The following is a 12,108-nucleotide window of genomic DNA, read 5'->3' on the forward strand; positions in this document are numbered from 1 at the left end:
TTCGGCATGCGCGAAGCGCGCTCGGCTGCGAAACGGGGCGATCTCGGGCGCTGCGGGGAGCCTCGCTGACTGATATGGACCTATGGAGCGGAAAGGGGTTCGCATGGTAGCTGAACTGGCCGAGATAGGCCTGCGCATCAAGGGTCTGCGCGAAGCGTGCGACGTGCGCGCCGAGGACATGGCGGCCGAGCTGGAGGTGCCGCTCGAGACGTACCTGCGTTGGGAGGAGACGGGCGAGGACGTGCCCATCAGCGCCATCTACCACATGGCGCACCACTTCGGCGTGGAGTTCACCGAGATCCTCACGGGCACGGCGGCGAAGCTCGACACCTACCAGGTGGTGCGTTGGGGCGAGGGCCGCGAGGTCGATCGCAATCCCGAGTACCACTTCGAGGACCTCGCATGGCGCTACACCGGCAAGGTCATGCAGCCTCTGCTCGTGGTGCTCGACCCCTCCGACGCGCCTGCGAAGCTCGTGTGCCACTCGGGGCAGGAGTTCAACCTGGTGCTCGAGGGCACGGTCATCGTCACCTGGGAGGACAAGGAGTTCGAGCTGCATCCCGGCGACAGCATCTACTTCAACCCCGAGCACCCGCACGGCCAGCGCTGCGCCGGCGACGTGCCCGCGAAATTCGTAACGATAATAGCCGAGTAGGACGAGAGGAACGCACGACCAGTGGACCACATTCTGAAGAAATACTGTCCCCGCATCGATTTCGACTCCTACGAGGACTTCTACGAGAACTTCCAGATCGACGTGCCCGAGGCGTTCAACTTCGGCTTCGACGTGGTGGACGAATGGGCGCGCGTGGAGCCTGAGAAGCGCGCGCTTGTGTGGTGCGACGACCATGACGAGGAGCGTACGTTCACGTTCACCGACATCTCCCGGCTGTCGAACCGGGCGGCCAACGCGTTTCGCCGCTTGGGCATCGGCAAGGGCGACGTGGTCATGATGATTTTGCGGCGGCGCTGGGAGTACTGGGTGTGCGCCGTGGCGCTGTGCAAGCTGGGCGCCACCATCATCCCCGCGTCGTTGCAGCTCACGAAGAAAGACATCGTCTACCGCGCCGAGAGCGCGCAGGTGAAGATGGTCGTGTGCGTGAACGACGATTACGTGTGCGGGCAGATGGAGGAGGCGCTGCCCGAATCGCCCTCCATCCGCGAGCGCGTGCTGGTGGCCGGCGAGCGCGCGGGGTGGACGTCGTTCGATGCGCTCATCGAGGGCGAGTCGGAGGAGTTTGCGCGCCCGACGGGCGAGGAGGGCGTGACGAGCAAGGACATCATGCTCATCTACTTCACCTCCGGCACCACAGGGCTTGCGAAGGCCGTGTGCCACAATTTCGCGCATCCCTTGGGGCACATCATCACCGCGCGCTACTGGCAGCAGGTGCGGGAGGACGCGCTGCACATGTCCGTGACCGACAGCGGCTGGGCGAAGTTCGGCTGGGGCAAGATCTACGGCCAGTGGATCTGCGGCGCGACCATCTTCGCCTACGACATGGACAAGTTCGTGCCGACCAAGCTTTTGCAGAAGATCCAGGACTATCGGTTGACCACGTTCTGCGCGCCGCCCACCATGTACCGCTTCATGCTGCAGGAGGACGTGGCGGCCTACGATTTGTCGAGCGTGCAAAACTTCGCCACGGCGGGCGAGCCTTTGAACGCCGAGGTGACCATCCAGTGGGAGCGCTTGACGGGCAAGAAGATCCGCGAGGGATTCGGCCAGACGGAAGGGCCGGTGCTGTTGGCCACCTTCCCCTGGATCGAGCCGCGCCCGGGTTCCATGGGCAAGCCCTCGCCGCTTCTGAACGTGAAGCTTCTGGACGAGGACGGGTGCGAGGTGCCCGACGGCGAGGAGGGCGCCATCTGCGTCACCGGCCTGCGCGAGGCGTACCCGCCGGGACTCTTTGTGGGCTACTACCGCGAACCGGAGCGCACGCGCGAGGCCGTGGGCGGGGCGTACTACAACCTGCACGACATGGCGTGGCGCGATTCGGACGGCTACTGCTTCTTCGTGGGGCGCAACGACGATGTGATCAAGTGCTCGGGCTACCGCATTGGGCCCTTCGAGGTGGAAAGCGCGCTCATCGAGCATCCCGCGGTGGTGGAGTGCGCCGTCACGGCCGCGCCCGACCCCATCCGCGGCAAGGTGGTGAAGGCCACCGTGGTACTCGCGCGGGGCTGGGAACCGTCTGATGATCTGGTGCGCGAGCTGCAGGAGCACGTGAAGCACACGACCGCGCCCTACAAGTACCCGCGCATCGTGGAGTTCACCGACGAGCTGCCCAAGACCATCGGCGGCAAGATCAAGCGCAAACTCATCCGCCAAACCGACGGCATAGAGGACTAGACGAGGGGCGCCTGCGGGCGCCCCTCGCGCGTGTCGGGGCCCGGCCTTTGTGATGGGCCTGCGTTCCTGCTTGGGGCGGGGGCGCGGGGGCGCAGCCTCCGAAACCCTGCGCATTCGGGGATGCGATCTTTCGCAGGGCGCGATGCGCGCTGGGCGAGGCCGGCCTGCCACGCGGGCGTGCTTTGGAGGCTGCGCCGTTGGAAGGCGCCTCGGCGGCATCGTGTGCAGGACCGCCGCGCCTTCATGCGCGTCCGGCTGCGGTTTCGAAAGGTCTTTGCGGACACGTCCTCAAAGACCTTCGAGTGCCTTCTTGCACGCTTGGATGTGGTTTCGAAAGCGGTGGGTCGCCTAAGTGGCGAGAAATGACCGAAGTCGGAAGATGAAGCGGTCCAAAAGAGCCATTCGGTCACATCGCATAATCGCCGACCAGGTGTTTTCCTTGTTCTATACGAGAGGGGAAACGCGATCTGTTCCGACTTCGGTCATTTCTCGCCACCGGCGCGGGGGGCCTGGTAACTTTGGATGAGCGATCCCGAGTCGCGTGTTCGCGCCCGAACGCGATGCGCGCAGGTGCGGCACATGGGCGGCGCGCGGGGATTTTGCGCTATCATGGCCCCATGGATGCCGAAGAGCCGACATATCGCGACTTCGCCCGCTGGGCGGCCCAGGAGCTTGACGAGATAGAGCGCGACTGCGACGTGCGGGCCTTCCATGCAAGCGGGCCGGGCGGGCAGTGCGTGAACACCGCGGACTCGGCCGTGCGCATGACGCACCGGCCGAGCGGCGTGACGGCGGTGTCGCGGGAGTCGCGCAGCCAGTTTCGCAACCGGCGCCTTTGCCTGCAGAAGCTGCGCGAGGAGTTCGCGCGCAGGGCCGCACCTCCCAAGAAGCGGCGCCCCACCTCCGTTCCGCGTCGCAGCCGCGAGCGCCGTTTGGCCGACAAACGCCGCCGCGCCCAGCTGAAAGCGCACCGCGGCCGCGTGGAGGGGGAGTAGGGCGCGCTGTTTGCAGGTTTGCGATTGCGTGATTTCGTAGGTTGTTCGATAGGAGAGGTTTATGGAAGAGGAGAACAAAGCTGGCGTTGACAAGGAATTGACCGAGGAAAAGGCAGCAAATGTTCTTGCTGCCATCTACGACAAGGCTCTCAACGGCATTCCGAAAGTCAGTCGTTCAATTGATGAGTTTGCCAATGACTACGCGAGCAAATACAGCACCCCTGAGCAAGCGGCGAAGGAACTTGCTAAATATCAGGTTCTTAAGTGCGGAACATCTGGTTTTGTCACGGGTCTTGGTGGATTGATCACGCTTCCGGTTGCTATTCCTGCCAATATCGGTAGTGTTCTTTATGTTCAGATGCGCATGGTGGCAGCTATTGCCAAAATTGGAGGCTATGACGTTCGCTCCGACCAAGTTCAAACCCTTGTTTATATGTGCCTTACGGGTACGGCTATCACTGATGCGGTGAAAGAAGTTGGCATCCAGATAGGTACTAAGACGCTTACTGCGGCCTTGAAGAAGGTTCCAGGTGCAACACTCACTAAAATCAATCAGCGTGTTGGTTTTCGCCTGCTCACCAAGTTTGGCGAGAAAGGAGCTATCAATTTAGGAAAAATGATTCCCGTTGCGGGTGGTGTCATTGGCGGTGCGTTTGATGTGGCTACTACTACTGTTATTGCCAAAAATGCTATAAAACTTTTCATTGCAGATGAAGAACCGACAGGTGAACAGGTTGCGGAGGGGGAGTTTGAAAAAATCAAAGATATGTGAAAGCAACCTGAAATCAACTTATAGCGCGCTACTTTTCCGTGTGTTTTCGCGTGAAGGCTTTCTGGTACAATCGCGTATTGCTTGGGACTGGTCTGCGGGAGCGCGGTGAATGATGAGGAGGTGCGGGCTATGATCGAGATTGCCGATCTGCGCGAGTGCGAAAAGAGCGGGTTGTTTTACGGCGGGCGTGCCGGTCAGAAGGAGGGCATCCTCATAGACGGCGAACCGTGGATTGCGAAGTACCCCCGCACCACGCGCGACCTGCGGGGAAAACATCTGCCTCCCTACACCTCAAGTCCGGTTTCGGAGTACCTTGGATCGCAGATGTATGCGTCGCTTGGCATTCCTGCGCACGAAACGCGGCTTGGCTACCGTGCGGGGAAGATCGTGTGCGCGTGCCGAGATTTCACTTACCCTGACAAGCGTCTTTTCGAATTCAAAGAGATCAAGAACGCTCTATCGGATGACGATGCGGGGTTCAGCTCCGCACCGTCTGATGGCGAGAGCGTGTATTTGGGGGATGTGCTGGCGACCATCGAAACATCGGAGTTGCTGCGTTCGGTTCCCGGCGTGCGCGAACGGTTCTGGGACATGTTCGTGGTGGACGCCTTCATTAAAAACCCTGATCGCAACAATGGCAACTGGGGGTTGCTCATGGGGCCGGATCGTTCGTACGAATTGGCGCCGGTATACGATCTGGGTAGTTCGTTGTTCAGCAAGCGCAGTCCTTCGCTTGCTGAAAGCCGCCTGGCTGGCGAGGCCGAAGTTGAGCAGGACGCGTTCGGCACCAATGTGTCGTGCTATCGGCTCCCGACGGAGGACGGCAAGGGAAGCGCCATCCATCCATTCGACTACATGGCGGCCACGAGCAACCCTGATCTGAACGCGGCGATACTCCGCTTCGTAGAGGCGGTGGACATGGAAGCTATCTACGCGCTCATCGACAGCGTGCCCGCAGAAGCCTTCGGCATCCTCCTTATGCCCGACGCTGTGCGCGCGTCGCATAAAAAGCTCCTCGAGTATCGCCTGACTAAGGGATTTCTGCCTCTTTGCCGCCGTCTTGCGAGGTGATGCCGCAAGATGGCGGCTGGGGTGCGGCGTGCGCCCCTTTCGTCGGATCTTAGCTGCGAGCTAATGTTTTTCGCTTCCCCTTTCCCTAACATATGCGACTGCGCTTGGAAAAAGGGCATCGATCCTCAGAGGAAAGGAAGACAATGCAGCAAGATCGTGGTTTCAGCGGGCAGCCGGCGCCTTTGTCGGCTCTGGCGGTGACGTCGCTTGTTTTGGGCGTCGTGGCGTTTCTCGTGTCGTTCATCCCCCTTCTCAACAGCTTCTCGGTGGTGGCCGGTCTGCTCGGCGTCATCTTCGGCATTGTGGGCATCGCGGTGTCGGCGAAAGGCGCTCGGAGGGGGAGGGGTTTGGCCATCGCGGGGCTTGTCGTGTGCGTGGTGTCCATCCTGGTGTCGTTCGCCTCCTGCGGCGCGCTGGTGGACGCCGTCGACGAGAACGCCAACCCCGTTACGACCGAGGACGGGTCCGCGGCTTCGAATTCGCCCGCGGCCGACGAGGGGGCCGCGCAGCAGGATGCCGAGAAGTACGCGGTGGCCGACGAGCAGCTTGTCGACAAGGGCTACGGAATGTATGCCATAACGGGGACGTTGACGAACACCTCGGGGAAGGACTTCGGGTACGTGCAGGTGCAATACGTCCTCAAGGACGCGTCGGGTGCCCAGATAGGAACCGCCTGGGGCAACACGAGCAGCCTTGCCGACGGCGTGTCGTGGAAGTTCGAGGCCATCGCCTCCGTGAACGGCGACGAACCCCCTGCAAGCTTCGAGCTTGCGGACGTGACGGGCTTCTGATCGCTAACGAGGAGGAGACGGCGCGCGGGACGGGGCGCTTCGACGGCTCGTCCCGCACTCTGTCTGCTACCATGGACCCGGTACGGAAAAAGCGAAGGAGAAGGAAGCGCCGCGTGGAGGAGCCGTTGACCGAGGAGCTGTTGGAGGAGCTGTTGGAGGCGTCCGATCCGCGCGCGTTCGCCGACCGCCATCGGCTTGCGCGGCGCACCTTGTCGGGCTATCTTCAGCAGCTGCTCGAGGAGAAGGGCCTTGAGCGCGCCGAGGTGGTGCGGCGTGCGGGACTCAACGACACGTTCGGCTACCAGATATTCATGGGGCAGCGCGGTGCGTCGCGCAACAAGGTGCTGCAGCTGGCGTTCGCGATGGGGCTTTCGCTCAGGGAGGCGAACCGACTTCTGCAGGCGGCGGGGGCCAACGAGCTGTACTGCAAGAACCGCCGTGACGCCATCATCATTTTCTGCCTTGACCGCGGGTGCTCGTTGCAGAAGGCGGACGAGGGGCTTTACCGTTTCGGCGAGGAGACGATCTGTTGAAGGGCTCCGCTGGCGTCTGCGCTTCGGGCGTCTGGCCTTTTGCAGGGCTTTCGCCGTCGGGCCGGTCTGCTACCATATCCCATCATGTCCGACGAACTTGCTGAACATCTTGACTCCCTTGCCCGCGACGGGTGCTACCGGGTTGACGCCGTGCTCAAGCGCAGCCCCTCCGAAACCACCCAGCGCGTGTACTTCGTGGGCGCGAACGGCTCCGAACAGGGGCCCTACGTGCGCAAGTACTTGGAAGGCGAAGGGCTGGGCGCCGCATATGAACGCATTTGGAAAGCCCAACGCGCGGGGCGGAGGTTTCTGCACCTGCCCTCCGTCCTGGAATGCTACACCGTAGGCGAGCGCCGCATCGTGGTCATGGAGCACGTGCGGGGCGAGACGCTTGCCGAGGCGGTGTATCGCCGCGATCCCTCGGTGGCTTTGGCCCGCGAGGTGTTCCCGCCTTTGTGCGATGCGGTGAGCGAGCTGCACGAGGGATTCGACCCGCCGCTCATCCACCGCGACCTCAAGCCGTCCAACGTCATGCTCGCGCCGGGCGGCCTTGCGCTCATCGACTTCGGCATTGCCCGCTCGTTTAACGAAGGAGCCGAGACGGACACCCGTCATCTGGGTACGCGGGCCTACGCGCCGCCCGAGCAGTTCGGCTTCGGCCAAACCGACGAGCGAAGCGACGTGTACGCTTTGGGGCTTCTGCTCTACTTCTGCCTGACCGAGCGCACGCCCGACGCCGAGGCGCGCGCGAGGGGCTACGCTTGCGCGGAGGTGCCCGAGGCGCTGCGAGCCGTGATCCGGCGGGCCGCCGAGCTTGATCCGGCCGAGCGCTACCAGTCGGCGGCCGAGGCGAAGCGGGCCTTCCTGGAAGCTGTCGGCGCGCTGGAGGCGGGGTCGAGCGCGCCCGTTTTCCCGCCTGCGCCCGATCCCGCCTCGCGGGTGGGCGGCGATGCGCCGGTGGGCTTGCCTCCGTGCGGCGCCGCCTCGTCCGAGTTTTCCGGGGCGCTGCCGGGCAAGGACGCGTGCGCGCCTTCCGGAATGTTGCCGGACGGCGCGCATGGGGAGGGCTTGCTTCGCCGCAAGGGGTTTTGGGACGGGCGCTCTGCGGCGGCGGGCGCGGCGTGGAACGTGGTGGTGCTCGCCGCAACGCTGCTGTTCCTTGCGGTCTCGGTGGGCATCGTGCTCTTTCCGACGCCTGGTTCCGCCGCGGAGGCGATGCCCGCCGCCCGGCGCGCCATCAGCTACTCCGCGTTGTTCGTCTTCGTGTTCTGCCCCGTGTTCTACCTGGTTTCGGACCGACGGCCGCTCAAACGGCGCCTTTCCGCGCTCGCCCGGCTCACGCGCGGGCAGGAGCTTGCGGCCTTCGTTTTGTGCGAGGTCGTGGGCTTCATCGTCATCGGCTTTGCGTCCTCGGCGTTCCCGGCGGGCTGACGGGCGCGGCCCGGCTTGTCAACGGCCGTCCCGCCGCCTTCGCGCCGTCGGCTGCCCGGGTGCTACAATGGGCGCGGGATTGCTGCGCGAAAGGAGCAGATCATGGGCATCGTCGCCGCTTACGTCGTTCCGCATCCGCCGCTCGCCGTGCCAAAGGTGGGCCTTGGGCAGGAGCGTGCCATCCAGGCCACGCTCGACGCCTACCGCGAGGTGGCGCGCCGCGTGGCCGCGCATGCGCCCGACACCGTTGTGGTGGTCTCGCCGCATGCGCCTGCGTTTCGGGACTGCTTCTGCCTGTCAACCGGTGAGGCCGCGCGCGGCGACATGGGGCGTTTCGGCGCCCGGGGCGCGCAAGCAGTCGTGCGCTACGACGAGGAGCTGGTGGCCGCCATAGCCGCGTGCGCGCGCAAGCACGGCGCGCCCGTTTGCGGAAGCGGCATGGGGGACGCCGAGCTTGATCACGGGACGCTTGTGCCGCTGCTCTTCCTGCACGAGGCGTGCGACGGGTTTCGCGTGGTGCGCGCGGGGTTGTCGGGCCTTTCTCCTGCGTCGCATCGCGCGCTCGGGCGCTGCATTGCCGAGGCGGCGTCCGATGCGGGGCGCAGGTGCGTGCTCGTGGCGAGCGGGGATCTGTCCCACAAGCTTGCGGCCGACGGTCCCTACGGCTTCGCGCCGGAAGGGCCCGTGTTCGACCGCGACGTGACGGCGCTTCTTTCCGCAGGAGATCTCGAAGGGCTTTTCGACATCGACGGGGCGTTCGCCGATGCCGCCGCAGAATGCGGGCTGCGCTCGTTCCAGGTCATGGCGGGTGCGCTCGAGGGGGTTCCTTTCTCGCATGAGCTTTTGAGCTACGAGGGTCCCTTCGGCGTGGGCTATGCCGTGGCCGCGTTCGAAGTGGAGGGGCGCGAGGGAGGCGCTGCGGGGGCGACGGAGGCCGAGGCCGTGTTCGGCGCGGTGGGGGAGGGCGCAGCCGACGCGTACGTGGCGCTCGCCCGCGCGAGCGTGGAGGGGTTCGTGCGCACGGGCCGCCCCATCGACCGGCCTGCCAGCCTGCCGCCCGAGCTTCTGGACGAGCGCGCGGGCGCGTTCGTGTCGCTGCATGCGCACGGCGCGCTGCGCGGCTGCATCGGCACCGTCGAGCCGGTCACCGGCTGCGTGGCCGATGAGATCCTTCGCAACGCCGTGGCCGCCGCGAGCGAGGATCCGCGTTTTTCGCCTGTACGCGCCGACGAGTTGGATGACCTGGAGTACTCGGTGGACGTGCTGCGCCCGCCGATGCGCGTCGGCTCGGCTGCCGAACTTGATCCCGCACGCTGGGGCGTCATCGTCTCGAAGGGCCGCCGGCGCGGGCTTTTGCTGCCGAACCTCGAAGGCGTGGATACGGTGGAGGAGCAGCTGGCCATCGCCAAGCGCAAGGCGGGTATCGATCCTGCCGACGACGACGTGATGCTTGAGCGCTTCGAGGTGGTGCGCCACACGCGCGGAGGGGAGGCGCGCCGTGGTTGATGGCGAGGGGGTTGACGGACGGGGCGCGCCCTTCGGTTCCGCGTATGGGGCGGGGCGTCCTTGCGGATCCGAGCGCCGCGCGCCGGGTCACGGGCCGGTCCCGCCTGAAGCCGGGCGTTGCGCGCCGGCCGCTTCCGACGGAGGGCGCGTCGTCTGCGATGCGTGCCCGCACGCTTGCTCGCTTGCCGAAGGGCAGCGGGGCCGATGCCGCGCCCGCGTGGCGCGCGGCGGGCGCGTGGTGTGCGAGGGGTACGGCCGCCTGACGGCGCTCGCCCTTGATCCGGTGGAGAAGAAGCCGCTCGCACGCTGGAGGAGCGGGTCGAACGTGCTGTCCGTGGGCGGTTACGGCTGCAATCTGGCCTGCCCGTTCTGCCAGAATGCCGACATCGCGTGCGCGGGCCCAAAGGAGGCGCGCTGGCGCGAAGTGAGTCCGGAGGCCCTCGTCGATCTGGCGCTTCGGGCGCGTCCGCGCAACGTGGGAATCGCCTACACCTACAACGAGCCGCTCGTGTGCCACGAGTTCGTGCGCGATGCGGGCCGGCTTGCGCACGAGGCGGGGCTGGCGAACGTGCTTGTGAGCAACGGCATGGCGAGCGAGGGGGTCGTAAAGGAGCTTCTGCCGCTCATCGACGCGGCCAACATCGACCTCAAGGGGTTCAGCCAGGAATTCTACGATCTGGTGGGGGGCGACTTCGACGCCGTCAGGCGCACGATAGAGGCGCTGGCTGCGTGCCCGACCTGCCATCTGGAGGTGACGACGCTCGTCGTTCCCGGGCTGAACGACGATCATGCCGCCATCGATGCCGCCGCAGCGTGGCTCGCTTCGCTCGATCCGTCCATTCCGTATCATCTGACCAGGTTCTTTCCTTGTCATCGCATGACCGACCGGCCGCCCACGCCGCCGGCGACGCTCCGGCGGCTGGCCGACGTGGCGCGGCGGCGCCTCGATGACGTGCTGGTGGGAAACTGCTGAGGCGCCCCCGCGCGTCTGCGGAGTGCTCGGCCGCATCGCCTCGTTTGGCGGCCTCCCGTGCCATCGGCCGAGGGCGCGCTTCGCCGCGCTTGCCGGTCGCGGTGCGCCCCTCGGTCTTCGCTGCGGCTCTTCCTGCTCGTCGGCTGCCGCCTACCGCAGCGACTTGCGCTTGGCTCGCAAGCCCCAGCAGAGTTCGCACGGTTCAGAACTTCTTGCGAAATTGTGCTGGAACGGGGAAGGCGAGAGATGCTGTAAGGCTGAGCTGGCACAAGAGGGCGAGAGGTGCCGCGAGGCCGGGCTGGAACGGAGAGCGAGAAGCGAGAAACGCTGCGGGGGCGGCGTGCGGAGGGCGCGGCGTTTGGCGAGGTGGCGGAGATGCGTGCGAATCGAACGCACCCGAGACGTTCTGCGCGCCTCACAGCGGCTTTGAAGGCCGTGGGGCCCACCAGGACCCATCCATCTCCGCGTTCGCGATGCGATGCGCCTGCTGCGGCGTGCGACCATGATAGCGCAAGCGGATGCCGCATCCGCGCTTTTCCATGAAAGGCGCGGACCGGCGCGCCTGCGGGAACCAGCGCGCCTGTGTGGGCCAACACGCCTGCGGGGAGCCGTGCGCGGTGTCGAGTCCGGCCTTCCCGGCGATTCCGGCGCCGCTTCCCTCACCGCGCGTTCAGCGTGCGCAGATCGCCCTTGCGGCGCGTGATCCCTTGCGCGTCGAAGAACTCCAGCAGGGGGATGGCGTACTTGCGGCTCGTGCCCATGGCGTCTTTGAGCTCGGCGGCGGTGGCGGGACCGGCGGCCAGGCGCCCTCGCACGGCCTCTTCGAATGCGGCCAGCGCCGCGGCATCGAAGCAGAAGTCCTGGCCGACGCGCCGGACGCGCCCCTGCTTCTCAAGCGCTCCGAGCGCGCGGCGCGCGACGGCGGGCTCCATGCCGTTTTCGGACGCAAGCTCGGCGATGCTCGGCGGCGCGCCCGCTGCTGCAGCCAGCGCCGCGGCAAGCTGCTCGGCGGCCTCCTCCTCGCGCTTGCGGGCGCCCGCGCCTGCTTTGGGGTGGCTTGCCTGGCCGCCCTCCACGGTTGCCAGGCCGCGCTCGGCCGCGAAGGCCAGCAACGCGTCGAAGCACGCGGCGTCCGTCCTGGGCAGGCAGCGGCGGCGAAGCGCGTCTTTGGCGATGCCCGGCGCGTCGGGCTCTTCGGCATGGAAGCGCAAAAGGGCGTTCTCGATGGCGGCGCAATGCTTTTGGAGCTGCCGGCGCGCGACGAAGCGCGCCTGCCCGTCCCTCGCCGGGAGCGCGACGGCCTCCCCGCCCTCTGCGAGCGCCGAAAGCTCGCGGAGGGCGGCCCGCTCATCGAGGCCCGAGGCGCAGGCGAGCTCGCTTGCGGTCACCGGGCAAGGTTCGAGCGAGAAGGCCGCGCGCGCCGCGGCGGCCTCGTCCTCCACCCGCAGCGCCTCGAGCAGCGCGCGGCGCGCGTCGGTGAGCGTGGTGGTCCGACGCGGGCGGGCGTGCAGCACGGTCCCGCCGCCCATCACGTGCACGGGGGAGTACGAGCGGACGACGAAGCGGTCGCGCCAGCGCACGGGGAGCGGCTCGTCCAAGCGCAGCTGGGCGAGCGCCCGCTCGCCGGGCGCGAGCACACGGCGCCCGTCCATGAGCAGGATGCGGCCCGTGACCTCGCGGGTTCCG

The 12,108-nt window shown here is 66.2% G+C and carries 11 protein-coding genes and 1 tRNA gene; 10 read left to right on the plus strand and 2 right to left on the minus strand.

What is annotated here, in order from left to right:
• The first annotated feature begins 103 nt into the window (after nucleotides 1-103).
• From ACWKY3_RS11780 to amrS, 10 genes are all read left to right on the plus strand, one after another.
• Nucleotides 104-655 carry a helix-turn-helix domain-containing protein gene (locus ACWKY3_RS11780; protein WP_449316597.1) on the plus strand — a complete coding sequence of 184 codons (552 nt, stop codon included), beginning with the start codon at nucleotides 104-106 and terminating at the stop codon, nucleotides 653-655.
• A 21-nt stretch (nucleotides 656-676) separates the two neighbouring features.
• Nucleotides 677-2,350: an AMP-binding protein gene (locus ACWKY3_RS11785; RefSeq protein WP_449316598.1), complete on the plus strand. Its 1,674-nt coding sequence runs from the start codon at nucleotides 677-679 to the stop codon at nucleotides 2,348-2,350.
• A gap of 617 nt (nucleotides 2,351-2,967) precedes the next feature.
• Nucleotides 2,968-3,345, plus strand: coding sequence for a peptide chain release factor-like protein (locus ACWKY3_RS11790; protein WP_449316599.1), 378 nt, complete (start codon nucleotides 2,968-2,970; stop codon nucleotides 3,343-3,345).
• A 61-nt stretch (nucleotides 3,346-3,406) separates the two neighbouring features.
• Nucleotides 3,407-4,117, plus strand: a complete 711-nt coding sequence (locus ACWKY3_RS11795) for an EcsC family protein (protein ID WP_449316600.1) — start codon at nucleotides 3,407-3,409, stop codon at nucleotides 4,115-4,117.
• Between the two features lie 129 nt (nucleotides 4,118-4,246).
• The gene (locus ACWKY3_RS11800) at nucleotides 4,247-5,188 is read left to right on the plus strand and encodes a HipA domain-containing protein (protein ID WP_449316601.1); all 942 of its coding nucleotides are present in this window, start codon (nucleotides 4,247-4,249) and stop codon (nucleotides 5,186-5,188) included.
• Nucleotides 5,189-5,331: 143 nt separating this feature from the next.
• Nucleotides 5,332-5,979: an FxLYD domain-containing protein gene (locus tag ACWKY3_RS11805; protein ID WP_449316602.1), complete on the plus strand. Its 648-nt coding sequence runs from the start codon at nucleotides 5,332-5,334 to the stop codon at nucleotides 5,977-5,979.
• 113 nt (nucleotides 5,980-6,092) lie between these two features.
• Nucleotides 6,093-6,512, plus strand: coding sequence for an XRE family transcriptional regulator (locus ACWKY3_RS11810; protein WP_449316603.1), 420 nt, complete (start codon nucleotides 6,093-6,095; stop codon nucleotides 6,510-6,512).
• An 84-nt stretch (nucleotides 6,513-6,596) separates the two neighbouring features.
• Nucleotides 6,597-7,943, plus strand: a complete 1,347-nt coding sequence (locus ACWKY3_RS11815) for a serine/threonine protein kinase (protein WP_449316604.1) — start codon at nucleotides 6,597-6,599, stop codon at nucleotides 7,941-7,943.
• Nucleotides 7,944-8,045: 102 nt separating this feature from the next.
• Entirely contained in the window at nucleotides 8,046-9,449 is a 1,404-nt protein-coding gene (amrA, locus tag ACWKY3_RS11820) for an AmmeMemoRadiSam system protein A (RefSeq protein ID WP_449316605.1), read from the plus strand.
• Nucleotides 9,442-10,422, plus strand: a complete 981-nt coding sequence (gene amrS, locus ACWKY3_RS11825) for an AmmeMemoRadiSam system radical SAM enzyme (protein ID WP_449316606.1) — start codon at nucleotides 9,442-9,444, stop codon at nucleotides 10,420-10,422. Before amrA ends, amrS begins: the two co-directional genes overlap by 8 nt.
• Before the next feature lie 367 nt (nucleotides 10,423-10,789).
• On the opposite strand, the gene ACWKY3_RS11830 is transcribed toward amrS, so the two are convergent.
• A tRNA-Sec gene (locus tag ACWKY3_RS11830) sits at nucleotides 10,790-10,886 on the minus strand.
• A gap of 195 nt (nucleotides 10,887-11,081) precedes the next feature.
• On the minus strand, nucleotides 11,082-12,108 hold a 1,027-nt coding region (locus ACWKY3_RS11835; protein WP_449316607.1), incomplete at its 5' end, for a SelB domain-containing protein.

The organism is Rubneribacter sp., from assembly GCF_965361815.1.

Excerpts from the sequence above, each read along its gene's own strand:
- ACWKY3_RS11795 (WP_449316600.1), top strand. The coding sequence starts at position 3,407 with ATGGAAGAGGAGAACAAAGCTGGCGTTGACAAGGAATTGACCGAGGAA.
- amrA (WP_449316605.1), top strand. The coding sequence starts at position 8,046 with ATGGGCATCGTCGCCGCTTACGTCGTTCCGCATCCGCCGCTCGCCGTG.
- ACWKY3_RS11780 (WP_449316597.1), top strand. The coding sequence starts at position 104 with ATGGTAGCTGAACTGGCCGAGATAGGCCTGCGCATCAAGGGTCTGCGC.
- ACWKY3_RS11815 (WP_449316604.1), top strand. The coding sequence starts at position 6,597 with ATGTCCGACGAACTTGCTGAACATCTTGACTCCCTTGCCCGCGACGGG.
- ACWKY3_RS11800 (WP_449316601.1), top strand. The coding sequence starts at position 4,247 with ATGATCGAGATTGCCGATCTGCGCGAGTGCGAAAAGAGCGGGTTGTTT.
- ACWKY3_RS11805 (WP_449316602.1), top strand. The coding sequence starts at position 5,332 with ATGCAGCAAGATCGTGGTTTCAGCGGGCAGCCGGCGCCTTTGTCGGCT.
- ACWKY3_RS11790 (WP_449316599.1), top strand. The coding sequence starts at position 2,968 with ATGGATGCCGAAGAGCCGACATATCGCGACTTCGCCCGCTGGGCGGCC.